This window comes from Ancylobacter sp. GW821-FHT10E12 (assembly GCF_058809335.1).
The window spans coordinates 76,517-101,924 of sequence record NZ_JBXASN010000004.1; the positions used below are offsets into that span (position 1 = coordinate 76,517).

At 69.4% G+C, this 25,408-nt stretch carries 23 protein-coding genes; 13 read left to right on the forward strand and 10 right to left on the reverse strand.

Going from position 1 to position 25,408, the window contains the following annotated elements; all coding sequences use genetic code 11:
* Window positions 1-23 precede the first annotated feature (23 nt).
* From AC1RU4_RS06390 to putA, 3 genes are all read right to left on the reverse strand, one after another.
* Window positions 24-827: a carbon-nitrogen hydrolase family protein gene (locus AC1RU4_RS06390; protein WP_492890206.1), complete on the reverse strand. Its 804-nt coding sequence runs from the start codon at window positions 825-827 to the stop codon at window positions 24-26.
* Window positions 827-1,882: an agmatinase gene (gene speB / locus AC1RU4_RS06395; RefSeq protein ID WP_492890207.1), complete on the reverse strand. Its 1,056-nt coding sequence runs from the start codon at window positions 1,880-1,882 to the stop codon at window positions 827-829. Before speB ends, AC1RU4_RS06390 begins: the two co-directional genes overlap by 1 nt.
* 97 nt (window positions 1,883-1,979) lie before the next feature.
* The gene (gene putA / locus AC1RU4_RS06400) at window positions 1,980-5,813 is read right to left on the reverse strand and encodes a trifunctional transcriptional regulator/proline dehydrogenase/L-glutamate gamma-semialdehyde dehydrogenase (protein ID WP_492890208.1); all 3,834 of its coding nucleotides are present in this window, start codon (window positions 5,811-5,813) and stop codon (window positions 1,980-1,982) included.
* A 196-nt stretch (window positions 5,814-6,009) separates the two neighbouring features.
* Between putA and AC1RU4_RS06405 the strand changes: the two genes are divergently transcribed.
* Window positions 6,010-7,056, forward strand: a complete 1,047-nt coding sequence (locus AC1RU4_RS06405; RefSeq protein ID WP_492890209.1) for an LLM class flavin-dependent oxidoreductase — start codon at window positions 6,010-6,012, stop codon at window positions 7,054-7,056.
* Here the strand turns inward: AC1RU4_RS06405 and AC1RU4_RS06410 are convergent.
* Window positions 7,011-7,994: a DMT family transporter gene (locus AC1RU4_RS06410; RefSeq protein WP_492890210.1), complete on the reverse strand. Its 984-nt coding sequence runs from the start codon at window positions 7,992-7,994 to the stop codon at window positions 7,011-7,013. The two genes, AC1RU4_RS06405 and AC1RU4_RS06410, sit on opposite strands and share 46 nt — an antisense overlap.
* Window positions 7,995-8,226: 232 nt before the next feature.
* Here AC1RU4_RS06410 and AC1RU4_RS06415 point away from each other — a divergent pair, with 232 nt between their 5' ends.
* Genes AC1RU4_RS06415 through AC1RU4_RS06445 form a run of 7 tightly spaced genes read left to right on the forward strand, consistent with a single transcriptional unit; the run spans window position 8,227 to window position 16,233 of the window.
* Entirely contained in the window at window positions 8,227-8,349 is a 123-nt protein-coding gene (locus AC1RU4_RS06415) for a hypothetical protein (RefSeq protein WP_492890211.1), read from the forward strand.
* Window positions 8,346-8,444, forward strand: a complete 99-nt coding sequence (gene kdpF, locus AC1RU4_RS06420; protein WP_492890212.1) for a K(+)-transporting ATPase subunit F — start codon at window positions 8,346-8,348, stop codon at window positions 8,442-8,444. Before AC1RU4_RS06415 ends, kdpF begins: the two co-directional genes overlap by 4 nt.
* 16 nt (window positions 8,445-8,460) lie before the next feature.
* On the forward strand, window positions 8,461-10,170 hold the full coding sequence (gene kdpA, locus AC1RU4_RS06425) for a potassium-transporting ATPase subunit KdpA (RefSeq protein WP_492890213.1): 1,710 nt from the start codon (window positions 8,461-8,463) through the stop codon (window positions 10,168-10,170).
* A 27-nt stretch (window positions 10,171-10,197) separates the two neighbouring features.
* Window positions 10,198-12,252 (forward strand): potassium-transporting ATPase subunit KdpB, encoded by a 2,055-nt coding sequence (gene kdpB / locus AC1RU4_RS06430; protein ID WP_492890214.1) that lies wholly within the window; start codon window positions 10,198-10,200, stop codon window positions 12,250-12,252.
* A 2-nt stretch (window positions 12,253-12,254) separates the two neighbouring features.
* Window positions 12,255-12,824, forward strand: a complete 570-nt coding sequence (gene kdpC, locus AC1RU4_RS06435; protein WP_492890215.1) for a potassium-transporting ATPase subunit KdpC — start codon at window positions 12,255-12,257, stop codon at window positions 12,822-12,824.
* 14 nt (window positions 12,825-12,838) lie between these two features.
* Entirely contained in the window at window positions 12,839-15,547 is a 2,709-nt protein-coding gene (locus AC1RU4_RS06440) for a DUF4118 domain-containing protein (protein ID WP_492890216.1), read from the forward strand.
* Complete coding sequence (locus AC1RU4_RS06445; RefSeq protein ID WP_492890217.1) at window positions 15,544-16,233, forward strand: response regulator; 690 nt, start codon at window positions 15,544-15,546, stop codon at window positions 16,231-16,233. Before AC1RU4_RS06440 ends, AC1RU4_RS06445 begins: the two co-directional genes overlap by 4 nt.
* Window positions 16,234-16,251: 18 nt before the next feature.
* On the opposite strand, the gene AC1RU4_RS06450 is transcribed toward AC1RU4_RS06445, so the two are convergent.
* Window positions 16,252-16,995 carry an alpha/beta fold hydrolase gene (locus tag AC1RU4_RS06450; RefSeq protein WP_492890218.1) on the reverse strand — a complete coding sequence of 248 codons (744 nt, stop codon included), beginning with the start codon at window positions 16,993-16,995 and terminating at the stop codon, window positions 16,252-16,254.
* A 176-nt stretch (window positions 16,996-17,171) separates the two neighbouring features.
* Here AC1RU4_RS06450 and AC1RU4_RS06455 point away from each other — a divergent pair, with 176 nt between their 5' ends.
* Together AC1RU4_RS06455 and eutC are read left to right on the forward strand one after the other, a co-directional pair.
* Entirely contained in the window at window positions 17,172-18,560 is a 1,389-nt protein-coding gene (locus AC1RU4_RS06455; protein WP_492890219.1) for an ethanolamine ammonia-lyase subunit EutB, read from the forward strand.
* A 10-nt stretch (window positions 18,561-18,570) separates the two neighbouring features.
* Window positions 18,571-19,425, forward strand: a complete 855-nt coding sequence (gene eutC / locus AC1RU4_RS06460) for an ethanolamine ammonia-lyase subunit EutC (protein ID WP_492890220.1) — start codon at window positions 18,571-18,573, stop codon at window positions 19,423-19,425.
* On the opposite strand, the gene AC1RU4_RS06465 is transcribed toward eutC, so the two are convergent.
* The 3 genes from AC1RU4_RS06465 to AC1RU4_RS06475 form a co-directional block, all read right to left on the reverse strand.
* Entirely contained in the window at window positions 19,422-19,967 is a 546-nt protein-coding gene (locus AC1RU4_RS06465; RefSeq protein ID WP_492890221.1) for a hypothetical protein, read from the reverse strand. The genes eutC and AC1RU4_RS06465 overlap by 4 nt on opposite strands.
* The gene (locus AC1RU4_RS06470) at window positions 19,951-20,418 is read right to left on the reverse strand and encodes a cytidine deaminase (RefSeq protein WP_492890222.1); all 468 of its coding nucleotides are present in this window, start codon (window positions 20,416-20,418) and stop codon (window positions 19,951-19,953) included. Before AC1RU4_RS06470 ends, AC1RU4_RS06465 begins: the two co-directional genes overlap by 17 nt.
* A gap of 129 nt (window positions 20,419-20,547) precedes the next feature.
* On the reverse strand, window positions 20,548-21,444 hold the full coding sequence (locus tag AC1RU4_RS06475) for a LysR substrate-binding domain-containing protein (protein ID WP_492890223.1): 897 nt from the start codon (window positions 21,442-21,444) through the stop codon (window positions 20,548-20,550).
* A 141-nt stretch (window positions 21,445-21,585) separates the two neighbouring features.
* Between AC1RU4_RS06475 and AC1RU4_RS06480 the strand changes: the two genes are divergently transcribed.
* Window positions 21,586-21,903 (forward strand): DMT family transporter, encoded by a 318-nt coding sequence (locus AC1RU4_RS06480; protein ID WP_492890225.1) that lies wholly within the window; start codon window positions 21,586-21,588, stop codon window positions 21,901-21,903.
* Window positions 21,904-21,954: 51 nt separating this feature from the next.
* Here AC1RU4_RS06480 and AC1RU4_RS06485 read toward each other — a convergent pair whose 3' ends face one another.
* Together AC1RU4_RS06485 and AC1RU4_RS06490 are read right to left on the reverse strand one after the other, a co-directional pair.
* Entirely contained in the window at window positions 21,955-23,133 is a 1,179-nt protein-coding gene (locus AC1RU4_RS06485; protein ID WP_492890226.1) for an FAD-dependent monooxygenase, read from the reverse strand.
* Window positions 23,134-23,157: 24 nt separating this feature from the next.
* A complete protein-coding gene (locus AC1RU4_RS06490) occupies window positions 23,158-23,400 on the reverse strand; it encodes a zinc-finger domain-containing protein (protein WP_492890227.1) in 243 nt (80 codons plus the stop codon).
* A gap of 200 nt (window positions 23,401-23,600) precedes the next feature.
* Here AC1RU4_RS06490 and AC1RU4_RS06495 point away from each other — a divergent pair, with 200 nt between their 5' ends.
* Together AC1RU4_RS06495 and AC1RU4_RS06500 are read left to right on the forward strand one after the other, a co-directional pair.
* Window positions 23,601-24,587 carry a hypothetical protein gene (locus AC1RU4_RS06495; protein WP_492890228.1) on the forward strand — a complete coding sequence of 329 codons (987 nt, stop codon included), beginning with the start codon at window positions 23,601-23,603 and terminating at the stop codon, window positions 24,585-24,587.
* 56 nt (window positions 24,588-24,643) lie between these two features.
* Window positions 24,644-25,396, forward strand: a complete 753-nt coding sequence (locus tag AC1RU4_RS06500) for an alpha/beta fold hydrolase (RefSeq protein WP_492890229.1) — start codon at window positions 24,644-24,646, stop codon at window positions 25,394-25,396.
* Window positions 25,397-25,408: the final 12 nt, after the last annotated feature.

Below are 25,408 nucleotides of genomic sequence, written 5' to 3' on the forward strand. Positions count from 1 at the left end.
TCTGCTTTTCAGATGCCTGTTTCTCAGGGGCGGACGAGAGCGCCGTAGAGCCCCGGCCGCCGATCCGCGAGGTGGCTGTTGGCGGCGCGGGCGACCGCCAGATGCGCCGGATCGAGATCGGCGAAGATGAGCCCGTCCTCCTCGCCGGCCAGCACGACATGGCCGCCGGTCGGCTCGCCGACGCAGCTCATGCCGAGATAGTCGAGCTCGCCCTCGGTGCCGACGCGGTTGGCATAGGCGACATAGACGAGGTTCTCGAAGGCCCGCGCCGGCACCACCACCTTGGAGACGCCGGCGAAGGGCTTCATGTTGGCGGTCGGCACCAGCACGAGGTCGGCGCCGGCCAGCGCCAGCGTGCGCACCGCCTCCGGGAACTCGACGTCGTAGCAGATCAGCAGCCCGACCTTGAAGCCGGCCACTTCCACGATCTCGCCGAGCGAGCCGCCGGGCGCGAACATGTCGCGGTCGAGCGTGCCGTAGAGATGGGTCTTGCGGTAGTTGAGCCGCACCGCGCCGGTGCGGTCGACCAGCCGCGCCGCATTGTAGATGGCGCCGTCCGGTCCGCGCTCGGGATAGCCGTAGCACAGCGCGATGCCGTGCCGGCGGGCGAGGATGCCGGCATGCCGGGCGGAGGGGCCGTCCGGCGGCTCGGCGCGTGCCTGCAGGGCGGTGCGGCCGATATTGTAGCCGGAGAGGAACATCTCCGGCGCCAGCAGCAGATCGGCGCCGCCCGCGGCCGCCCGCCCCGCCGCCTCGCCGAGGCGCTCGAGATTGGCGGCGAGGCGGCCCTGGCGGTCTCCCGCCGTCTGCAGCATGGCGAGGCGCATCAACTCCCCTTCCGCGCCTTGTGCGCCGTTACCGACATGCAGAAGATCTCGAACAGCACCTGCGCCGCCGCATGGGCGGTGTTGGAGGTCGCGTCGTACTGGGGCGCCACCTCGACCACGTCGCCGCCGACCACGTCGAGCCCGTTGAGGCCGCGCAGGATCTCCAGCACCTCGCGCGAGGTGAGGCCCCCGATTTCCGGCGTCCCCGTCCCCGGCGCGAAGGCGGGGTCGAGGCTGTCGACGTCGAAGGAGACATAGACCGGCCCGTCGCCGAGCACGGCCTTCGCCTTCTCGATGATCGCCGGCACGCCCATGCCGGTGACCTCCTCGGCGTGGATGACGGTCATGCCGCTCTCGTAGGAGAATTCCCACAGGAACTCGGCGCCGCCGCGAATGCCGATCTGGATGGTGCGCTCGGGATCGAGCACCCCGTCGAGCACCGCCTGGCGGAACGGGCCGCCATGGTGGAACTTCGAGCCCTCATAGACGCCGCTGGTGTCGCAATGGGCGTCGATATGCAGCATGCCGACCGGCTTCGTCTCGCCGACCGCCTTCAGGATCGAGCCGGTGATCGAATGGTCGCCGCCGACCGCGAGCGGGATCACGCCGGCCGCGACCACCTTCTTGAAAAACGCCTCGATGTCCTCGTGGCAGCTCTCCAGGCTGAAGCGCGAGCGGAACGGCATGTCGCCGATATCCGCCACCTTCACCTCCGCCGCCGGCACCATGCCGAGCACATGCTCGTAGGGCCCGATGCGCTCGATGGCGCGTACCGCGCGCGGCCCGAGCCGGGCGCCGGCGCGGTTGGTGACGCCGAGATCCATCGGCACGCCGATCAGCGCCATGTCGAGGCCGTCGAAATCCGGCAGTTCGGCGGCATCCGGGCGATAGGGGGCGCCGAGCAGGGTGGCGGCATTGGCCCAGGGCCACACCCGCTTGCCGCCGTCCTTGAACTGGAGCTCGGCGACCTTCTTGAAGGTGGGGTCGAAGACGACCCCGCCTGGGATGTCCGCATATTTCGCCCGCAGCTTCGCGAGCTTGTCCTGATCCGACATGGTGGCCTCATGCTTGACGATAGGCGTCAGCCTAGCCGGCCGGAGGCGGATCGGGGAGGGGGCCGGTGGTCGGCTCCCGCCTTTATCTTGTGCAGGCTCACCCGATACTCATCAGGCTGGCATTGCCGCCGGCGGCGGCGGTGTTGGTGCTGACCGAGCGCTCCAGCACCAGCAGGTCGAGCGGATAGCCCGCGCCGCGCGCCAGGTCGTCCGGGTTGAGCCCGTGCACCAGCACGATCGGGCCGTCGCGGCCGGCAATGGTCTCGTTGAGCTCGCGCAGCGCGTCGCCGTCGCCCTCGAACAGCACCGCGTCGAAACGGGCCGCGGCGAGGTCGGTGGCGGTCGAGACCAGCCCCTTCAATTCCCTGGGCAGCTTCGGCGGCGCGGCGGCGTCGAGCAGCACCCGGTTGCCGGTGGCGAGCGCGGCGCAGACCTGCACCGCGAGGCCCGTCGGCGTCTGGGCGAGGCACAGAACCGTGCCGCGCGCGGCGAGCTCATAGGCATTGCGCTCGCCGACCGGGCCGGGCAGCACGGTGGCGGCCGGCAGCACCGGCGCGTCGAGCAGCGCCCCGCACAGGGCGCGCGCCTGCGGATCGGTGACGAAATCCGTCCATAGCCGCGCCGCCGCCAGCGCCTCGTCCGACACGGCCGGCCGGCCGGAGGCGGGGCGGGTGGCGAGCAGCCGGCCGAGATAGAACGGCCCGCCCGCCTTCGGCCCGGTGCCGGAGAGCCCGTGGCCACCGAAGGGCTGCACCCCGACCACGGCGCCGATGATGTTGCGGTTCACATAGATGTTGCCGGCCTCGATGCGCGAGGTGACCTGGGCGATGGTCTCGTCGATGCGGGTGTGCAGGCCGAAGGTGAGGCCGTAGCCGGTGGCGTTGATCGCCTCGATCAGGTCGCCGATCTCCTCGCGCCGGTAGCGCAGCACATGCAGCACCGGGCCGAACACCTCGCGCTTCAGTTCGGAGATGGCGCCGATCTCGATCAGCGTCGGCGGCACGAAGCTGCCATGCGCGCACTCCTCCGACAGCTCCAGCTGCTCGACATTGCAGCCGGCGCGGCGCATGCGCTCGACATGCGCCTCGATAGTGGCCTGCGCCTCGGCGGTGATCACCGGGCCGACATCGGTGGCGAGATGCACCGGATTGCCGATGGCGAGCTCGTGCAGCGCGCCCTTGAGCATGGTGAGCGTGCGGTCGGCGACATCGTCCTGCAGGCACAGGATGCGCAGCGCCGAGCAGCGCTGGCCGGCGGAATCGAAGGCCGAGGCGATGACGTCGCCGACCACCTGCTCGGCCAGCGCCGAGGAATCGACGATCATCGCGTTCTGGCCGCCGGTCTCGGCGATCAGCGGGATCGGCTGGCCGTCCGGGGTCAGCCTTCCCGCGAGCTGGCGCTGGATCAGCCGCGCCACTTCGGTGGAGCCGGTGAACATCACGCCGCGGGTGCGGGGATCGCCCACCAGCGCCGCGCCGACATCGCCGGCGCCGGGCAGGAGCTGCACCGCGCCGGCCGGCACCCCGGCCTCGCGCAGGATGTCGACGGCGGCGGCGGCGATCAGCGGGGTTTCCTCCGCCGGCTTGGCCAGCACCGGGTTGCCGGCGGCGAGCGCGGCGGCGACCTGGCCGGCGAAGATGGCGAGCGGGAAGTTCCACGGGCTGATGCACACCACCGGCCCGAGCGGACGGTGGGTGTCGTTGGAGAAGCCGTCGCGCGCCTGCGCGCCGTAATAGCGCAGGAAATCGACCGCCTCGCGCACCTCGCCCACCGCATTGGCGAAGGACTTGCCGGCCTCGCGCACCACGATGCCGATCAGTTCCGGCATGCGCGCTTCCATGGCGTCGGCGGCGCGGAACAGGCAGGCGGCGCGCTCGGCCGGGGTGGTGGACTGCCAGATCGGGGCGCTTGCGACCGCCATCTCCATGGCGCGGGCGCAGATTTCCGGCGTCGCGTCCTCGACGGTGCCGACCTCGTCGCGCCGGTCGGCCGGGTTGCGGATGGAGCGGGCGATGCCCTGCTCCGGGCCGTCGCCGAGCAGCGGCACCGCCTTCAGGGGCTGCGCCGAGCCGGCGAGCAAGGCGGCGGCGAGCGAGGCGAGGCGCTGCTCGTTGGAGAGGTCCAGCCCCTGCGAGTTGCGGCGGCTGTCGCCATAGAGATCCGCCGGCGCGGCGATCTTCGGATGCGGCGCGCCGACCGGCTCGATGCGGGACGCGACCTCGGCCGGGCTGTCGATCAGCTCGTCGATCGGCACGTTCTCGTCGGCGATGCGGTTGACGAAGGAGGAATTGGCGCCGTTCTCCAGCAGCCGCCGCACCAGGTAGGCGAGCAGCGTCTCATGGGTGCCGACCGGCGCATAGATGCGGCACGGGCGGTTCAGCTTGTCCTTGCCGACCACTTCCTCATAGAGCGGCTCGCCCATGCCGTGCAGGCACTGGAACTCGTATTGGCCGCCATAATAGTTCGGCCCGGCGAGCTCGTAGATGCTGGCCAGCGTCTGCGCGTTATGGGTGGCGAATTGCGGAAACACCGCGTCCGCCGCGCCGAGCAGCTTGCGGGCGCAGGCGAGGTAGGAGACGTCGGTATGCACCTTGCGGGTATAGACCGGGAAGCCCTCCAGCCCGTCCACCTGCGCGCGCTTGATCTCGCTGTCCCAATAGGCGCCCTTCACCAGCCGGATCATCAGCCGGTGGCCGGAGCGGCGGGCGAGGTCGATCAGGTAGTCGAGCACATAGGGGCAGCGCTTCTGATAGGCCTGCACCACGAAGCCGATGCCGTTCCAGCCGGAAAGCGTCTCCTCGAAGCACAGCGCCTCCATCAGGTCGAGCGAGAGTTCGAGGTGGTCCGCCTCCTCGGCATCGATGTTGAGGCCGATGTCGTAATGGCGGGCGAGGCGGGCGAGCGAGACGACGCGCGGCAGCAATTCGCCCATCACCCGCCCGTACTGGGCGCGGGAATAGCGCGGATGCAGCGCCGACAGCTTGATCGAGATGCCCGGCCCTTCATAGATGCCGCGCCCGGCCGACGCCTTGCCGATGGCGTGGATCGCCTGTTCGTAGTCGGCTAAATAGCGCTGCGCGTCCTCGGCGGTGGTCGCCGCCTCGCCGAGCATGTCGAAGGAATAGCGGAAGCCCTTGGCCTCCATGGCGCGCGAGTTCGCCAGCGCCTCGGAGATGGTCTGGCCGGTGACGAACTGCTCGCCCATCATCCGCATGGCGACGTCGACGCCCTTGCGGATCAGCGGCTCGCCGCCGCGCCCGATCAGCCTTGTGAGGGCGCCGGTCAGCCCGGCCTCGCTGGAGGTGGTGGTCAGCTTGCCGGTGAGCACCAGCCCCCAGGTGGCGGCATTGACGAACAGCGACGGCGAATGGCCGACATGCGCCTGCCAGTCGCCATGGCCGATCTTGTCGCGGATCAGCGCGTCGCGGGTGGCGCGGTCGGGAATGCGCAGCAGCGCCTCGGCGAGGCACATCAGCGCCACGCCCTCCTGGCTGGAGAGCGCATATTCGTGGATCAGTCCTTCGACCGGGCCCTTCTGCCCCTTCTCGCGCAGGGCGGTGACGAGGCTGCGGGTGCGCTCGCGCGCCGCGCCGGCCGTCGCCGGGGGCAGGGTGGCGCCGGGCAGCAGCATGGAGACCGCCTCGGTCTCCGGCATGCGATAGGCGCCGGTGATGCGGGCACGCAGCACGCTCTGCGGCTTCACCCCGCGGGCGAAGGGCAGGAACGGGCTTTCCGTATCGAGATGATGCGCGGGCGCATCGGCGTCGGCCGGCTCGGGATCGATCGGCAGCCCCTGCTCGATGCGCTCGACGATCCCCACCACCGCCTGCTTCAGGAGCGAATGCGGGGTGCGCCCCTGGCTCTCGGCGGCGGCCTTCAGCCGCGCGCGCAGATCCTCGTCGATCTTCAGGCCGATGGTGGTCGTCGCCATGGAATGCCCTCGTTGGATGGAATGGTTACCCATCCAGATACACGGGTTGCACCTATTCTGCAATGAGGTGCAACCTGTTCTGATTCTGCACTCATCGGTCACCGGACTGTACGGATCGTACACCTCATCGGCCTTGTGCGGCGCGCAATCGGGCTTACCTGCGTTTGATGACAGTCATCAGCCAATGGCCCTTCCCATGAGCTCTGCCGCGATCCGCTCTCCCGTCCCCCATGTGCCGCTCTCGGTCCTCGACCTGTCCTTCGTGGTCTCCGGCGGCAGCGGGCCGCAGGCGCTGGCCAACACGATCGAGCTCGCCCGCCATGTCGACGCGCTCGGCTACGCCCGCTTCTGGGTCGCCGAGCATCATAACCTGCCTTCGGTCGCCTCCGGGGCGCCGGATATCATGTCCGGCCAGATACTTGCCGCGACCCGGCGCATCCGCGTCGGCTCCGGCGGGGTGATGCTGCCGAACCATTCGCCGCTGATGGTCGCCGAGCGCTTCAAGGTGCTGGAGGCGCTCTATCCCGACCGCGTCGATCTCGGCCTCGGCCGGGCGCCCGGCACCGACCAGCTCACCGCGCTCGCCCTGCGCCGCCGCCGCGATGTCGAGCCGGCCGACGATTTCCTCGAACGATTGAAGGAGCTTATGGCCTGGGACAGCGGCAGCTGGCCGGAGGACCATCCGTTCCGCAACATCTCGGTGATGCCGGTCGACGTGAAGCTGCCGCCGCTCTGGCTGCTCGGCTCCTCCGGCTACAGCGCCCGGCTGTCGGCTCAGCTCGGGCTCGGCTTCGCCTTCGCGCATCATTTCGCCACCCATGACGTGCTCGACGCCATGCTGAGCTATCGCGCCGACTTCCGGCCCTCGGCGAAGTTGTCGAAGCCGCACGCCATCCTGGCGCTCGCCGTGGTCTGCGCCGATACCGACGAGGAGGCGGAATATCATGCCTCCAGCGTCGATCTCGCGCATCTCAGGCGCCAGCGCGGCGATTATGGTCCGGTGCCGTCGCCGGAAGAGGCGAGCGCCTATCCCTACACCGACGGCGACCGCCGCTTCATCGCCCGCAACCGCGAGCGGGTCCTGGTCGGCGGGCCGGACAAGGTGGCGGCGGGGCTGGCGCGCTTCGTCGAGACCACGCAGGCCGACGAGCTGATGATCACCACCGCCATCCACGACTTCGCCGCCAAGAAGCGCTCCTATGAGCTGCTGGCGGAAATGGCGGTGGCACCCGTTCCCGCCTGACGCGCGGGGCGCGTCACCAGCCAAATGCCTATGGCGATTGGCAGAATTCCCAGGATATCGAGCGGTGGCACCTGTTCGCCGAGCAGCAGCCAGCCGAAGAACAGCCCCAGCGGCGGCATGGCGAAATGCAGGCTGGAGGCGGCGGTGGCACTCGACCGCGTCAGCAGGTAGAACCACAGCCCATAGCCGCCGATCGACACCGCGAAGACCAGAAAGGCGAGCCCGACCAGGAAGTTTCGGGTGACATGCACGTCGCCGAGGCTCTCCGTCGCCATGGCGAAGGGCAGCAGCACCACCGCGCCGGTGAGGCACTGGATGGCATTGCCGGTCCACACGCCGCCGCGGGGCTTGAAATATTTGAAGGCCAGCGTGCCGGCGGCCAAGCCGAGCATGCCGATGCCGATCAGCACCGTGCCGAAGGCGTCCTCGTGCCCGCCGGCGAGCCGCGAGCGCAGCACGATGACGACGCCGACAAGCCCGAGCCCGAGGCCGATCCATTTGGTAAGGTTCAGCTTCTCGCCGAGCAACGGACCGGCGAGCAGTGCAACGACCAGCGGGTTGCAGCTGATCAGCACCGCGTTATAGGCCGACGAGGTCATGGTCAGCCCGATCCAGTTGACGCCGAGATAGACGGCGTTGTTGAGCACGCCGCACAGGATCAGCGCCGCGACGTCGCGCCGGCGCATGCTGGCGAGCTTTGCCCGTCCGTCCACCTTCACCGCCAGCGCCATCATGATGCCGCCGGCCAGCGTCAGCCGCAGCACCAGCAGGATCAGCGGCGGGCACTCCATCAGGGCCAGCTTGGCGAAGGCGAAGGCCGACGACCATAACAGGCAGAAGGCCAGCACCAGCAGGTACAGCGCACGGCCCGACAGGGCAGGGGATGTCGCGCCGGGGGCGCCCGTGGCGCTGGAGAGGTCGCTATTGGCCGGCGGCATGGCACGCTCCGGTTGTCACAGGAAGCGGACCATAGGCGAGAGCCTTTGCATCGAAAAACGAGATGTTTTCATAGCCGCCATTGAGAAACGCGATGAAATGAGCCGGCCTAAATAGGGGCCGCGCACGCGACCGGCACCGGCGGCGCCCGTCCGCCGCCCGCGGCCGGGCCTTTATGCTTTCCTTATGCCGCGCCCGCACATCCGCAATCGAAACCTGACCCGAGACGGCGCCATGTTCTCCCGACCCACCAACCTCGGGAGTTCTGCGATGGCAGACCTTGTCTTTCTCCTCACCGGCATCGCCGCACTCGTCGCCCTCGGCGTCTATGCGCGCCTGCTCGCCCGGCTGTCGTGAGGCCGATCATGATCGAGCCTCTTCTCGGCCTCGCCGTGGCGATCACCCTCGGCGCCTATCTCGTGGTGACGCTGCTGCGTCCCGAACGCTTCTGAAGGACGGGAGCGCATCATGACCCTCGTCGGGTGGCTGCAGATCGCAGCCCTGTTCCTCGCCGTGCTCGTCACCGTCAAGCCGCTCGGCCATTACATGGCCCGCGTCTTCACCGGCGAGCGCACCGTGCTTTCGCCTGTCCTCGTTCCCGTCGAGAAGGGGTTCTACCGCCTTGCCGGCATCGACGGGGCCCGCGAGCAGGGCTGGCTCGCCTATACGCTGGCGATGCTGGCCTTCTCGCTGGTCGGCTTCGTGTCGCTCTATGCGATATTGCGGCTGCAGGACGTGCTGCCGCTGAACCCGCAGGGCTTCGCGGCGGTGCCGCCGGACCTCGCCTTCAACACCGCGGTCAGCTTCCTCACCAACACCAACTGGCAGAACTATGCCGGCGAGACCACGATGAGCCATCTCTCCCAGATGGTCGGCCTCACCGTGCACAACTTCACCTCGGCGGCGACCGGCATCGCCCTCGCGGTTGCGGTCACCCGCGCCTTCGCCCGCTCCAGGGCCTCGACGCTCGGCAATTTCTGGGTCGATGTCACCCGCGCGACGCTCTATGTGCTGCTGCCGATGTCGATCGTGGTGGCGCTGGTCTTCGTCGCCATGGGGCTGCCGCAGACGCTCGACGCCTCGGTGGCCGCCACCACGCTGGAAGGCGCGCAGCAGACCATCTCGCTCGGCCCGGTGGCGAGCCAGGAGGCGATCAAGCAGATCGGCACCAATGGCGGCGGCTTCTTCAACGTCAATGCCGCGCATCCGTTCGAGAACCCCTCGGCGCTCGCCAACCTGCTCAACATCTACGTCATGCTCGCGATCTCGGCGGCGCTGGTCTACACGTTCGGCCTGATGGTGGGCGACCGCCGGCAGGGCTGGGCACTGCTCTCGGCCATCGCCATCCTGCTGATCGCCGGCGTCGGCGCCGTCTACTGGGCCGAGACCTACGGCAATCCGATCCTCGCCTCGCTCGGCCTCGACCCCTCCCTGGGCAACATGGAGGGCAAGGAGGTGCGCTTCGGCCAGTCGGCCACCGCCCTCTACGCGGCGGTCACCACCGGCCTGTCGGACGGCGGCGTCAACGGCATGCACGGCTCGTTCACCGGGCTCGGCGGCCTGGTGCCGATGTTCCTCATCCAGCTCGGCGAAGTGCTGCCGGGCGGCACCGGCTCGGGGCTCTACGGCCTCGTCGTGTTCGCGCTGCTGTCCGTCTTCGTCGCCGGCCTGATGGTCGGGCGCACGCCGGAATTCCTCGGCAAGAAGATCGAGGGCCGCGAGATGAAATACGCCATGCTGGCGGTGCTCATCCTACCGCTTGCCATCCTCGGCTTCGCCGCGGTCTCGGCCATGCTGCCTTTCGCGGTAGCGAGCGTCGGCACGCCCGGCCCGCACGGCCTCTCCGAGATCCTCTACGCCTTCACCTCGGCGGCGGGGAATAACGGCTCGGCCTTCGGCGGCCTCACCGGCAACACGCCCTGGTACAACACCACGCTCGGCATCGCCATGCTGCTCGGCCGCTTCGCCTATGTGGTGCCGGTCATGGCCATTGCCGGCTCGATCGCCGCCAAGGTGAAGGCACCGTCGTCCGTGGGCACCTTCCCCACCCATACGCCGCTGTTCGTCGGCCTGCTGATCGGCATCATCCTGATCCTGGGCGGCCTGCAATTCTTCCCCGCACTCGCCCTCGGGCCGATCGTCGAGCATTTCGCCATGCTCGCCGGCCAGACCTTCTGAAGGTTCCGATCCATGTCGAATCGCTCGATGTCCACCATAAAGAACCCCTCGCACCAGCCGCCCGCGGCACCGGGCATGTTCGCCCCGGAAATCCTCGGGCCGGCGGTGCTCGCCGCCTTTGCCAAGCTCAACCCGCGCCAGCTCATGCGCAATCCGGTGATCTTCGTCACCGAGGTTGTGGCGGCGGTCGTCACCCTGCTGTTCCTGCGCGACGTGCTGCTGGGCGGCGATGCCGCATTCTCCGGCCAGATCGCCGCCTGGCTGTGGTTTACCGTGCTGTTCGCCACCTTCGCCGAATCCGTCGCCGAAGGGCGCGGCAAGGCACAGGCCGACAGTCTCAAGCGCGCGCGCTCCGAGCTTACGGCGCGGTTGAAGCACGAGGGCAGCCGCATCGAATACGTGCCCGCCACCGCGCTCAAGGTCGGTGACAAGGTCATCGTCGAGGCCGGGGAGCTGATCCCCGGCGACGGCGAGGTGGTGGAAGGCGTCGCCTCGGTCAACGAGAGCGCCATTACCGGCGAATCCGCCCCGGTCATCCGCGAGGCCGGCGGCGACCGCTCGGCGGTGACCGGCGGCACGCAGGTGCTGTCGGACCGTCTAGTGATCCGCATCGCGGTGACCCCCGGCGCCGGCTTCGTCGACCGCATGATCGCCCTCATCGAAGGTGCCAAGCGGCAGAAGACCCCGAACGAGATCGCGCTGTCGATCCTGCTGTCCGGCCTCACGCTGATCTTCCTGATCGCGGTGGTGACGCTCTGGGGCCTTGCCGGCTATTCCGGCACCGTGCTCTCGGTGACGGTGCTCGCCGCGCTTCTGGTGACGCTGATCCCCACCACCATCGGCGGCCTCTTGTCGGCCATCGGCATTGCCGGCATGGACCGGCTGGTGCGCTTCAACGTCATCGCCACCTCCGGCCGCGCGGTGGAGGCGGCGGGCGATGTCGACACGCTGCTGCTCGACAAGACCGGCACCATTACCTTCGGCAACCGCATGGCGACCGACTTCCTCCCGGTTCCGGGCGTGACCGACACCGCGCTCGCCGAGGCGGCGCTGCTCGCCAGCCTCGCCGATGAGACGCCGGAAGGCCGCTCCATCGTGGCGCTGGCGACCGGCGAATACCGCGTCGTCCCGCCGGCGGTGACGCCGGACGCGGTGATCCCCTTCGCCGCCGAGACGCGGCTTTCCGGCGTCGATCTCGGCGGCCGCCGCCTGCGCAAGGGCGCGGTCGACGCGGTGCTGCGCTTCGCCGGCATCGACAACGGCGCCGCCCCCGAGGCGTTCCGCGTCGCGGTGGACCGCATCGCCCGCAGCGGCGGCACCCCGCTGGCGGTGGCGGACGGCGGCAAGCTGCTCGGCGTCGTGCACCTGAAGGACGTGGTGAAGCCCGGCATCAAGGAGCGCTTCGCCCAGATGCGCGCCATGGGCATCCGCACGGTGATGGTGACGGGCGACAACCCGGTCACCGCCGCCGCCATCGCCTCGGAGGCCGGCGTCGACGACTTCCTCGCCCAGGCGACGCCGGAGGACAAGCTCGCCTATATCCGCAAGGAGCAGGAGGGCGGAAGGCTGATCGCCATGTGCGGCGACGGCACCAATGACGCCCCCGCGCTGGCGCAGGCCGATGTCGGCGTCGCCATGCAGACCGGCACCCAGGCCGCGCGCGAGGCGGCCAACATGGTCGACCTCGATTCCAACCCGACCAAGCTCATCGAGATCGTCGAGATCGGCAAGCAGTTGCTGATGACCCGCGGCTCGCTGACCACGTTCTCCATCGCCAACGACGTGGCGAAGTATTTCGCCATCATCCCGGCTCTGTTCGTCGTCACCTATCCCGGCCTGAACGCGCTCAACATCATGGCGCTGGCCTCGCCGCAATCGGCGATCCTGTCGGCGGTCATCTTCAACGCGCTGATCATCGTCGCGCTGATCCCGCTCGCCCTGCGCGGCGTCACCTATCGCCCGGCCGGCGCCGGCACCCTGCTGCGCCGCAACCTGCTCATCTATGGCCTCGGCGGCCTCGCTTTGCCCTTCGTCGGCATCAAGCTGGTCGATCTCGCCGTCTCCGCCCTGCATCTGGTGTGATCATGCTCAAGCATCTTCGTCCCGCCTTCGTCTTCGTCCTGCTGTTCACCGCGCTGCTCGGGCTCGGCTATCCGCTCGCCGTCACCGGCATCGCCGAAGCGGTGCTCCCGGCGCAGGCTGCCGGCAGCCTCATGACCCGCAACGGCACCGTCATCGGCTCGGCGCTGATCGGCCAGAACTTCGCCTCGGAGCGCTATTTCTGGCCGCGCCCCTCGGCGACCGGGCCGGACCCGTACAATGCCGGCGCCTCCTCGGGCTCCAATCTCGGCCCGACCGCGGCCAAGCTGCGCGACCGGGTGGCCGGCGATGTGGAAAGGCTGCGCACCGCCGGGCTCAATGGCCCGATCCCGGCGGACGCCGCGACCACCTCCGGCTCGGGCCTCGACCCGGACATCTCGCCGGACTTCGCCCGCGCCCAGGTGGCGCGGGTGGCCAAGGCCCGCGGCCTCGGCGAGGCCGACGTCGCCACCCTCGTCGAGCGCATCGAGGAGGGCCGGCTTCTCGGCTTCATCGGCGAACCGCGCGTCAATGTGCTAAGGCTCAACCTGGCGCTGGACGAGCTGAAGAGCTGAAGGATATCAGGCGGATGGCCGCGACCGACGCACGGGAGGATGGCCGACCCGATCCCGACGCCCTGCTGGCGGTGATGCGCCAGGAGACGCGCGGCGAGACGCGCGCCGACGGGCGCGGCCGGCTGACCATCTTCCTCGGCGCCGCACCGGGCGTGGGCAAGACCTATGCGATGCTCGCCCGCGCCCGCAAGCTCAAGTCCGACATCGTCGTCGGCCTCGCCGAGACCCACGGCCGTGCCGAGACCGCCGAACTGCTCGACGGCCTCGAAGTGCTGCCGCGCCGCCGCGTGCCCTACAAGGGCCGGGTGATCGAGACCTTCGATCTCGACGCCGCGCTGGCGCGCAAGCCGCGCATCCTCATCCTCGACGAGCTGGCCTCCTCGAACCCGGAAGGCGCGCGCCACCCCAAGCGCTTCCAGGATATCGAGGAACTGCTGGCGGCCGGCATCGACGTCTGGACGGCGCTGAACATCCAGCATCTCGAAAGCCTCGCCGACGTCGTCGCCAACATCACCGGCATAAGGGTGCGCGAGCTGGTGCCGGACACCGTGCTGCAGAAGGCCGACGAGATCGTGCTGGTCGACCTGCCGCCGGCCGAGCTTCTCGACCGGCTGAAGGACGGCAAGGTCTACCTGCCGGAGAGCGCGCGGCGCGCCTCCGAGCGGTTCTTCCGCCTCGGCAACCTCACCGCGCTGCGCGAGCTCGCCCTGCGCCGTACCGCCGACCGCGTCGACGACGACATGGTCGGCTATCTCAAGGGCCATGCCATCGAGGGCGCCTGGGCCTCGGCCGAGCGACTGGTGGTCTGCGTCGGCCCCGACGCGCTGTCGGAAAAGGTGGTGCGCGAGGCGAGCCGGCTCGCCTCCGGCCTCAACGCGCCGTGGATCGTCGTCTCGTTGGAGCGCGCCGACCGCGAGCCGCCGGATGGTGCCGCCCCCGCGCGCATCGATGAGCTGCTGCGCCTCGCCGAACGGCTGGGAGCGGAGACACGGCGCATCACCGCCACCGATTTCGTCTCCGAGCTGATAAGGCTGGCACGGCGCGAGCACGTCACCCAGATCGTCATCGGCGCGGCAGCGCGACGGCATTGGCCGCTAGTCTGGCGCAAGTCGCTCGCCGACGAGATCGTCGCCCGCGCACCGGGCATCGCCGTTCATGTCGTCACCGGCGATCGCTCCGAGGCGCACGCGCCGGCGCCGAGCCGGCGGCCGTACCGGCCGCGCGAGCTGGCGCGCGCCGGCGCCTATGCCATTGGCTGCGTCGGCCTTGCGACCCTGATCGGGCTCGGCATCGAGCGGATCGTGCCGCTGTCCAACGTCTCGCTGCTGTTCCTGATGGCGGTGGTGGTGGCCGCCATCCGTGCCGGCTACGGCGCCGCCTTCATGGCGGCGGTGCTGTCCGGCCTCGCCTACAATTACTTCTTCATCCAACCGCTCTACACCTTCACCATCGCCTCGCCGCACGAGGTGTTCGCCTTCGTCGTCTTCCTGATCGCGGCGCTGCTCACCGGCGGCCTCGCCTCGCGGGTGAGCGAGCAGGCGCGTGCCGCCCGCGCTCGCGCCGCCGCTCTCCAGTCGCTCTACGACTTCTCCCGCAAGCTTTCCGGCAATGCCGAGGCCGAGGACGTGCTGTGGGCGGCGGTCTCGCAGCTGCACGAGAATTTCAACCGCCCCGCCGTGCTGCTCACCCCGCAGAACGGCACGCTGCTGCTCGCCGCTGCCTGGCCGCCCGATTCCGATCTCGAGGTCGGCGACATGAGCGCGGCGCGCTGGGCGTTCGAACACAGGGAGCCCGCCGGCCGCGCCACCGGCACGCTGCCCTCCAGCCCCTGGCAGTTCCGCCCGATGACGAGCCCGCATGGCGTCGTCGGCATTTGCGGCCTGCGCTGGGACGGCGAGGCGTTCGACGGCGCCGCCGAGCCGATGCTGGCGGCGATCATGGACCAGACCGCCATCGCCCTCGACCGGGCGCGCCTCGCGCAGGAAAGCATCGCCCAGGCGACCCGGCTGCAGGGCGACAGCCTGCGCGCCGCCTTGCTCTCCTCGATCTCGCACGATCTGCGCACGCCGCTCGCCACCATCACTGGCGCGGTGACCAGCCTGCGCCAGCTCGGCGAGCGCATGGATGCGGCGAGCCGCGACGACCTGCTGCTCACCATCGAGGAGGAGGGCGGCCGGCTGTCGCGTTTCGTCTCCAACCTCCTGGACATGACCCGCATCGAAGCCGGCACGCTCGACATGCGCCGCGACTGGATCGATGTCGGCGATGTGGTGCGGGCGGCGGTGGAGCGCTGCGCCCGCTACTACCCGCTTCTCACCGTCGAGGTGAGCATCGCCCCCGACCTGCCGCTGATGCTGGGTGACAGCGTGCTGCTGGGGCAGGTGCTGTTCAACCTGCTCGACAATGCCGCCAAATATGCCGCCGGCGAGCCGGTGAAGATCTTCGCCCACGCGGAGGGCGGCGAACTGGTCATCTCCGTCACCGATTCCGGCAAGGGCATCCCGCCCGCCGACCTCGACAAGGTGTTCGAAAAGTTCTTTCGTCCCGGCACGCCGGACGGGCGCCCGCCCGGAACCGGACTGGGGCTGTCGATCGCGCGGGGTTTCGTCGACGCCATGGGCGGAAGCATCAAGGCGGAAAGCCCGGCCTCACGACGGCGCGGCACAAGGATGGTGCTGCGCTTCCCGATTCCTCCGACCAGGGCGGACGACCGCACGCCATGAATGCCGACCGCATACTCGTCGTCGACGACGAGCCGCAGATCCATCGCTTCCTGAAGCCGGCGCTGACCGCCGCCGGCTACGACGTCGTCGAGGCGACCACCGGCGCGGCCGCGCTGAAGGCCGCCGCCACCGCCGCGCCGGATGTGGTCATCCTCGATCTCGGCCTGCCGGACATGGACGGCAAGGACGTGGTCGCCCAGCTGCGCGGCTGGTCGAGCGTGCCGATCATCATCCTGTCCGCCCGCGACCGCGAGAGCGAGAAGATCGCCGCGCTCGATCTCGGCGCCGACGACTATGTCGAGAAGCCGTTCAACATCGGCGAGCTCACCGCCCGCATCCGCGCCGCTTTGCGCCACCGGCTCGCGGCCGAGGCGGAAGCCGACCATGTCGAGGTCGACGGCCTCGTCATCGACACGCTGCGCCGCCTCGTCGCCCGCGACGGCGCGCCGGTGAAGCTGACGCCGAAGGAATACGACCTTCTGGTGCTGCTGGCGCGCCATGCCGGGCGCGTCGTCACCCACCGCACGCTGCTGACCTCGATCTGGGGCCCGGCGCATGGCGAGGACCTGCACTATCTCCGGGTGTTCATCGGCCAGCTGCGGCAGAAGATCGAGCGCGACCCGGCCCAGCCGGCGATCATCCGCACCGAGCCGGGCGTCGGCTACCGCTTCATGGCCGGGGAATGATCCCCGCCATGCACGCTCTCACACGATCGAATCGAGCATCTCGGCCACCTCGTCCGGCATGCTGAGGAAGGGCGAATGGCCGGCGTCCAGCTGGTGCACGGTGGCTCCCGGCACCGCCGCCTGCATCTCCCGCTGCAGCGGCAGGGGCAGGGCGCGATCCCCGAGGCACTCGACATAGTGCCGCTCCAGCCGCCCGTAGCGCCCCGGCGTGATGGCGGAGACCGCGGTGAACGGCGCGTGCGGCGTCACCGGGATGAGGTTGGCCAGGGCCACCTCGATCTCGCGCGGCCGGCAGTCCGAATAGAGCGAGCGGATGGCGAGGTCGCGCTTGTGGAGGTCAAGCCCGAGGCCTTCGCGGGTCATGCGCAGCAGGCCCTGCGTCTCCACGATCGCCGGGTCCTTGAGATAGGTCGGCGTCATCACGAAATCGCGGGCGCTCCTGCCGGCCGGCGCCAGGAAGCCGGTGAGATAGACCAGCGCCTGCACCCGCTCGGGCATCAATTCGCCGAGCCACGTCAAGGTCGCCCCGCCGACGCTGTGGCCGACCAGGATCGCCTTGCCCTCGATCTCCTCCAGCGCTGCGCGCGCCGCCGCCGCGTAGAAGGGCAGGTCGGCGATCTGCGCGATCGGCGTCGGGTCGAAGCCATGGCCGGCCATGTCGGGCGCGATCACCGCATGGCCCATGGCGGCGAGCCGATTCGCCACCTGGCCGAAGCAGCCACCCCAGTGCCAGGCGCCGTGAATGAGAATGAAGGTGGCCATGATGTCCTCGCCGAGCCGCAGATCGTTTGCCGCGTCCTAGCCGGCTCCGCGCATGCCGTCCAGCCGCCGCTGCGCCGCAGCTAGACCGATGGCCGGCTTTCGCCCGGCGCCGAGCCGGAGTATCTTTTCGCGCCATGGCGACGGATTGGGCAACGGGCGCCGGTCGAGGAGGGCACATGCCGTATCGTCATGTCATCGGGCCGCGGACCTACGTCTTTTCCGACCTGAAGGAATTAATGGCCAAGGCGACGCCGATCCGTTCCGGCGACATGCTGGCCGGCATCGCCGCCGGCTCGGCGGAGGAGAACGTCGCCGCCCGCATGTGCCTTGCCGAGGTGCCGCTGGCGACCTTCCTCACCGAGGCGCTGGTGCCCTATGAGGAGGACGAGGTCACCCGCCTCATCATCGACACCCATGACGCCGTCGCCTTCCGGCCGGTCTCCCACATGAATGTCGGCGATTTCCGCGACTTCCTGCTCTCCGACGCCGCCTCGCCGCAGGCGCTCGCCGCGCTCGCCCCGGCGGTCACGCCGGAGATCGCCGCCGCGGTGTCGAAGATCATGCGCAACCAGGACCTGATCGCGGTAGCCCGCAAATGCCGGGTGGTGACGAAGTTCCGCGACACCATCGGCCTGCCCGGCACCATGGCGGTGCGCCTGCAGCCGAACCACCCGACCGACGATCCCGCCGGCATCACCGCCTCGATCCTCGACGGCCTGCTCTATGGCTGCGGCGACGCGGTGATCGGCATCAACCCGGCCTCCGACAGCATCCCGGTGCTGAGCGAGCTGCTCAAGCTCACCGACGACATCATCGCCCGCTTCGACATCCCCACCCAGGCCTGCCTGCTCACCCATGTCACCACCTCCACCGAGGTGATCAACCGCGGCGTGCCGGTGGACCTGGTCTTCCAGTCGGTGGCGGGCACGCAGAAGGCCAATGCCTCGTTCGGCATCGACCTCGCGGTGCTGAAGGAGGGGCGGGAGGCGGCCTTGTCGCTGAAGCGCGGCACGCTTGGCGACAATGTGATGTATTTCGAGACCGGGCAGGGCTCGGCGCTGTCCGCCAATGCCCATCACGGCGTCGACCAGCAGACCATCGAGGCGCGCGCCTATGCGGTGTGCCGGCCGTTCAAACCGCTGCTGGTCAACACCGTGGTCGGCTTCATCGGCCCGGAATATCTCTATGACGGCAAGCAGATCATCCGCGCCGGGCTGGAGGACCATTTCTGCGGCAAGCTGATGGGCGTGCCGCTCGGCGTCGACGTCTGCTACACCAACCATGCCGAGGCCGACCAGGACGACATGGATACGCTGATGACGCTGCTCGGCGCGGCGGGCGTCACCTACATCATGGGCATTCCCGGCTCGGACGACGTGATGCTGAACTACCAGTCGACCTCCTTCCACGACCAGCTCTACCTGCGCGACGTGCTGGGCCTGAAGCGGGCGCCGGAATTCGAGGCCTGGCTGCAATCCATGGGCATTACCGGGCCGGACGGGCGGCTGAAGCCGCAGGGCGGTGGCAATGCGCTGCTGTCCTTCGTGACGAACCTCGCGGCGTGAGGGCAGGGGCATGAGCCAGTCACCTCCCGCCGACGCACCGTCCGCCCCTCCCGCCTCCGCCTATGTCATCGAGGACGCCTGGACCAGGCTCGCGCGCGCCACCCCCGCACGCATCGCGCTCGGCCGGGCCGGCACCGGCCTGCCGACCCGCGAGGTGCTGCGCTTCGCCCTTGCCCATGCGCAGGCGCGCGATGCCGTCCATACCGCCTTCGAGGCGGAGAAGGTGGCGGGCGAGATCGCCGGCCTCGGCTTCGAGGTGGTGCATGCGGCCTCCGCCGCGCCGTCCCGCGCCGCCTATCTGCGCCGGCCGGATCTCGGGCGGAAGCTGTCGGACGAGAGCCGCGCCGCGCTGGCGCCCTATGCCGGCACCGCGCCGGACATCGCGCTGGTGGTCGCCGACGGCCTGTCCTCCACCGCCATCCACGCGCAGGCGGCGCCCTTCCTCACCGCCTTCAAGGCCCGCATCGCGGAGGCCGGCTGGCGGGTCGGGCCGGTGGTGATCGCCTCGCAGGCACGCGTGGCCCTGGGCGACGAGGTCGGCGCGATCATGGGCGCGCAGGCGGTGGTGGTGCTGGTGGGCGAGCGGCCGGGCCTGTCCTCGCCGGACAGCCTCGGGCTCTATCTCACCTTCCAGCCGCGCGTCGGCCGTTCCGACGCCGAGCGCAACTGCATCTCCAATGTCCGCGGCGAGGGGCTGTCCCATGAGCATGCCGCCTTCAAGCTGGCCTGGCTCCTGAGCGAGGCGCTCTCCCGCCGCCTTACCGGCGTGAGCCTGAAGGACGAGAGCGACATGCTGCTGGTCGGCGGCAAGCCGCCTTTGGCCGTGTCGCCGCCCGCCGACACCCGGGAGAGCCCGGCGAGCTAGGGAAGCAGATTCCGCAATACCTGGTTGCCGTAGACAAGCACATACTTGAATTCGAAATCAGGAAAGAGGGTGTGAAACGCCTGATAGGCCGCGATGCAAATGAATATCGCGCAAAATAAAAACGCCCCGGCAAATGACCAATTTCTCAATCTCCTGAATTTGCGCTCCCTTCTCAGGGTGACATCAAAAAATTGATTTTTATACCTATCAAAATCATTAACGTCGGCGATGCGATCGAATCTAAGATAAAATATGCTGAAGCTATATAGTTCGGCAATGAACAAGAATATAAATATGAGCGTGCTAAATAAAAGAAAGATTCCAGGAAAGGGTACGATCTTTTCACCGAGCTCGATGACGCGAAATACGGCGACAGTAACGAAACCCATCATGACGCCATTGACGCGCATCAGGGCGCTCGTCTTGTTGTCGACGATGGTTAATCTATCGTACAGGTATTTGATCTGCCATTGATGGTCTTTAAGGTCGCACAATGCGTTGTAGTGGGACTGCTCAATGGCCAGCCTATTTCCGCCCGACATCCTTGTTGCCCCTGCTGGCGAACGTGAATGCATGCGGCAGGAGATCGGCTGCCGTGACTGCATCGACCTTCATCAACTCATTGTAGAAATATACCGTCGCCTTACGGTTGAATTCAACTATGCGTTGTCGGCATGCCCCGCAGGGCGAGCAGGGCGATTGGCGGCCCGTTTCATCTTCCGCGTAGACGGCAATTTCCACGAGGGCCATCTCCCCGCCTTCGGCTGAACAGGCCGCGGAAATGGCCGCAGCTTCGGCGCATGTCCCTACCGGAAAGGCGATGTTCTCGACATTGCACGCGACATGGACGTTTCCGGTTGCGGTTCGAACGGCCGCGCCGACACGGAAGCCCGAGTAAGGCGCGTAAGCATTCCTGGAAACGGCGATCGCCGCACCGAACAACTTGTTCAGGTCCGACTTGGACTCATCGGCCAAGGTCCGTTCCGGCTTCATGGCGCGTCTCCAGCATCCCTTGGAAATCCAGCTTGCATTCTTTCTTTATGGAGCGCCAGCCGCCGGATCACAGGGGCTCCGGCAGCAAATGCCGGATGCACCACCCCCGAGGCTGTCGAGATGCGCCGCTCATCCGGCCGGCGGAGCGAACTCACCGAGGATCCACTCGCGCAGCGTCGCCACTTCCGGCCGGCCTTCCGCGCCCTCGGGATAGACGAAATCGAAGCGGTGGCCCTCGATCACCGGACCGAAGGGCTGCACCAGCACGCCCGAGCGAAGTTCCGGCCCCACCAGGGCGAGGCCGAGCAGCGCGATCCCCTGGCCGGCCACCGCCGCCTCGATGGCGCTGTTCTCGTCGGTAAAGGTGAGGCCCGCTTCGGTATCGAGCCCGGCCAGCCCCGCCGCGTCCGCCCAGTCGCGCCAATCCGGCGGCTGCGTCTGCGGTCCGGCGAACAGCCATTCGAAATGGATCAGCGTCGCCCGCGCCAAATCCTCCGGTCGCACCGGCACCATGCGCGGGCTGCACACCGGCGCGAAGCGATCGGTCATCAGCGGCACCGAGACGAGGCCGGGATAGCGCCCGCGCCCGTAGCGGATCGCCGCGTCCGCCTCGCCGGCCGCGAGGTCGACCGGCTCGTCGGAGGCGTGCAGCCGCAGGTCCCATCCCGGACACAGCGCGCGGAAGCGTCCGGCGCGCGGCACCAGCAGCCGGGCGGAAAAGGCGAGAGTGGCCGACAGCGTGGCGAGCCGGCGCGAGGGGCGCGGCCGCGCCTCGTCCACCGCCTGCGCCATGGTGTCGAAGGCGATGCCCAGCCGTGCCGCCAGCGCCCGTCCCGCAATGGTCGGCGCCACCTTGCGGGTGCGGCGTATGAAGAGCGGCGTGCCCAGCTCCTCTTCCAGCTGGCGCACCTGGTGGCTGATCGCGGTCGGCGTCACGCCGAGCTCGGCAGCGGCCTCCTTGAAGCTCTCATGGCGCGCCGCCGCCTCGAAGGCACGGAGCGAGCCGAGCGGCGGCAGGCGGCGCATGACAACCTCATGGATGAATTCATCTCATTCATTGGCTGAGAACTTCGCGTTTGTCGAGCCGGTTTTCCTCGTCCTACTAAGAAGGCGACCGCGAAAACGGATGAGCATTCCTCATTCACGATGCGGCAAGGGAGATCGATCATGGCCTGGCTCTGGCTCGCTCTGGCAGCGGCGTTCGAGGTGGCATTCGCGCTGTCGATGAAGGCATCGGACGGCTTCACCCGGCTGGTGCCGAGCCTCGTCACATTCGCCGCCGGCGGCATCAGCGTCGCCTTCCTCACCGTGGCGATGAAGTCGCTGCCGGTCAGCATCGCCTATCCGATGTGGACCGCCACCGGCGCTTTCGGCGCGGTGATCCTCGGCGCGGTATTGCTCGGAGAGCCGCTCGGCCTCGGCAAGCTGCTGGCGCTCGGCGCCATTATCGCCGGCGTCGCCGGGCTGCAGGCGAGCGGCGCCTGAGGCGGTGCCCGGTCATGCTCCGTCACGAGGCGCCGCCGCGCCCCTCCGCGCTCACCCCCGCCATTCATAGATCCAGCGATAGCGCTCGAGCACGTTCGCTCCACCCTGCGCGCGGATCACGAGATCGCGGGCGAAAGCCGCCGGGCCGCGGAGATGATACAGCCGGTCCATGCCGCGCGCCGCCGTCTGCACCCGTGCCGTGCGGGGGCGGCGCGCCGCCTCGTAGCGGCGCAGGGCGGCCGGCAGGTCGCCGCCCGCCTTCAGGCAATCGGCAAGCACCAGCGCATCCTCGATCGCCTGCGCCGCCCCCTGCGCCAGGAACGGCACCATGGCATGGGCGGCATCGCCGAGCAGCGTCGCCCGGCCGGTGCCCCATTGCGGCAGCGGGTCGAGATCGAACAGCGCCCAGCGCAGCCAGCGCTCCGGCGCCGCCAGCAGCGCGCCGACATCGCCGCACCAGCCCTCGAAATGCGCGGCGAGCTCGCCGGCCTGGCTCTCGTGGCTCCAGCCATGCGCGATGCGCTCGTCCGGCGTCACCGCGACGAGGTTCACCGCCTCGCCGCCTCGCACCGGGTAGCTGACGAGATGCGCCCCCGGCCCAAGCCATAGCCGCGTGGCCGAATCGGTCAGGTGCGCCGGCAGGCGTGCAGCCGGCGCCGTCGCCCGCCAGGCCGCCCGGTGGCGGAAGCAGGGCAGGGCGGAGGGAAACAGCTGGCCCCGCACCGCGGAGCGCACCCCGTCGGCGCCGATCAGCGCCGCGCCGGTGAAAGAGGCCGCCTCGCCGCCATGGCGCGCCTCAACCGTGATCCGGCCGTCGCTTTCGGAAAATCCCTCGATGGCATGGCCGAGCCGCAGCCGGATGCGGGGTTCGGCGGCCGCCGCCTCGGCAAGCGCGGCCTGCAGGTCGGCGCGGTGGATGACGAGGAAGGGCGCGCCGAAGCGCTGCTCGGCTTCATCGCCCATCGTGACCTCAGCGAGCATCTTGCCGTGCCGGGCATCCATCACCCGCATGAATTCCGGCCGCACCGCCCGCGCGCTCACGGCGTCGAGCACGCCAAGCCGGGCGAGGCAGGAGGTGGCGTTGGCGGCAAGCTGCACGCCGGCCCCGGCCTCTTCCAGCGCCGCCGCGCGTTCGAGCACCGTGACGTCGAAGCCCGCCTGCGCCAGCGCCAGCGCCGCGCTCAGCCCCCCGACGCCGGCGCCGGCGACGAGGATGTCACGCTCGGACAAGATGAGACCCCAGGTCCTGGGTGCTTAGGCCGCGATATCGAACAGGCAGTCGGCCGGGATCGATTCGGTGCCGTGCAGCTTGGCGTCATATTTGTAGAGGGTCGAGCAATACGGGCAGATGATCTCGTCGTCCGATCCCATGTCGAGAAAGACATGCGGGTGGTCGTAAGGCGGCAGCGCGCCGACGCACATGAATTCCTTGGCACCGATCGAGATGGCCGGCACGCCCGCCGAATTGTGGAAATGAGGAACGACGTGGCCCGCCATGTGTCTGCCCTGTCCGTGCTGGTCTTCGAATGGGCGGCAGGATAACCGCTGGCGCCGGCCGGCGGAAGGCCCGCGCGCGGGCGAAATCGTCCCATGGAGCCCCCGTCCCACGGCTTCGCCACGATACCCCCCATGGCTTCGCCACAATGCGCAGGCATGACGCAGCGTCCGTCCCCGGTCCCCATCCCCTGTACCGTTTCATGCGCCGCTTCCGTCTCGCCCGCCTGTTCGCGGCGGCCTCGCTGGTTCTCGCGCTTGCCGGCTCGGCCCACTGGCTGCTGCCGCTGGGCCGGGAGGCGTTCGCGTTGCTGATGGCGCAGGCCGATGCCGCCCGCCTCGCCGATCTCAGGCTGGACGCGACATTCACCGCCGAGCGGGCGAACCGCGAGATCGAGGATGCGCTCGCCGCCGGCGATGCGGAGCTGGCGCAGAGCTTCCTCGATCTCGCCGATGCCCGCGCGCTCCCGGTGCCGGCGGAATTGCGGGCGCAAGCGACCGCCGCCTCGTCGAGCCTGGCTCAGGCCGGACGCTATGCCGGCTCGTTCGGCGCCGGCTTCCTCACCGGGCAGGCGGAGGACCTCACCGGCCTTGCCGGCGCCGCCGCCGGCGACCTCACCGTGTGGGGTGACCTGCGAGATGGCGGCCGCGAGGCGCTGCACTGGCTGCGTGGCGAGGAGGTCGATCCGCTGATGGTCGGCCTCGCTGGCGCCGGGGTGGCGGCGACCGCGGCCACCTATGCCGCCTTCGGCGCGCCGCTCACCATGCGGGCCGGGCTCTCGCTCGCCAAGGGCGCCCGCCGGGTCGGCGCGCTGAGCCTCCGCCTCGGCGACGATCTGCTCCAGCTGCTGCGCAGCGGCCGCAAGGCGCGGGCCTTCGGCACGCTCGCCGATATCGGCCGCGTCGGCGAGAAGGCGGGGATGCGTGCCACGCTCGCCGGCCTGCGCCATGCCGACGATGCCGGCGACGTCGCCAGGCTGCGCCGACTGGCGGATGCGAAGGGCGGCCAGACGCTGGCCATCGTCAAGACGCTCGGCCGCGGCGCGCTGGTGCTGGGCGAGATCGCCGCCAGGCTGGCCTTCTGGGCGGTCGCCGCGGCACTGAACCTCGTCGGCCTGATCGCGGCGTTCAATCATTTCGTCGTCGCCATGATCCGCCCGCTGTGGCGCCATGCGCCGATGGCCACTTGAGCGCCCGCCGCCTCGTCTCTAGCTTGCGCGCAACGCCTTGAGGAGTTCCGCGCGCAATGCCCTCGTTCCAGCATGACGGCCTCGACTTCGCCTATCTCGACGAGGGCAAAGGCGAGCCGATCGTCCTCATCCACGGCTTCGCCTCCACCAAGGAGATCAACTGGGTCGGCCCCGGCTGGGTCTCGACGCTTACCCGCGCCGGCTACCGGGTCATCGCCATGGACAATCGCGGCCATGGCGGCTCGGTGAAGCTCTATGACCAGGATGCCTACGACCCCTGGACCATGGCCGGCGACGTGCTGGCGCTGATGACCCATCTCGACCTGCCGCGCTTCGATGTCATGGGCTACTCGATGGGCGGGCGCATCGGCGCCTGCGTCGCGCTGCTGGCGCCGGCACGGGTGCGCTCGCTGATCCTCGGCGGCATCGGCATCCATCTGGTGGAAGGCGCCGGCCTGCCGGTGACGGTGGCGGAGGCGCTGCTGGCGCCGAGCCTCGACGACGTCACCGACCCGACCGGCCGTACCTTCCGCGCCTTCGCCGAGCAGACCGGGAGCGACCGGCAGGCTCTGGCCGCCTGCATCTACGGCTCGCGCCGCACCCTCACCCGCGAGGAGGTCGGCCGGATCGAGGCGCCGACGCTGATCGCCATCGGCACCCGCGACGCCGTCTCCGGCGCCGCCCGGCCGCTGGCGGAGCTGATCCCCGACGCCGAGGTGGTCGACATCCCCGAGCGCGATCATATGCTGGCGGTCGGCGACAAGGTGTTCAAGCAGGCGGCGCTGGCCTTTCTCGACCAGCGCCCGTGAAGGCCAGGAACC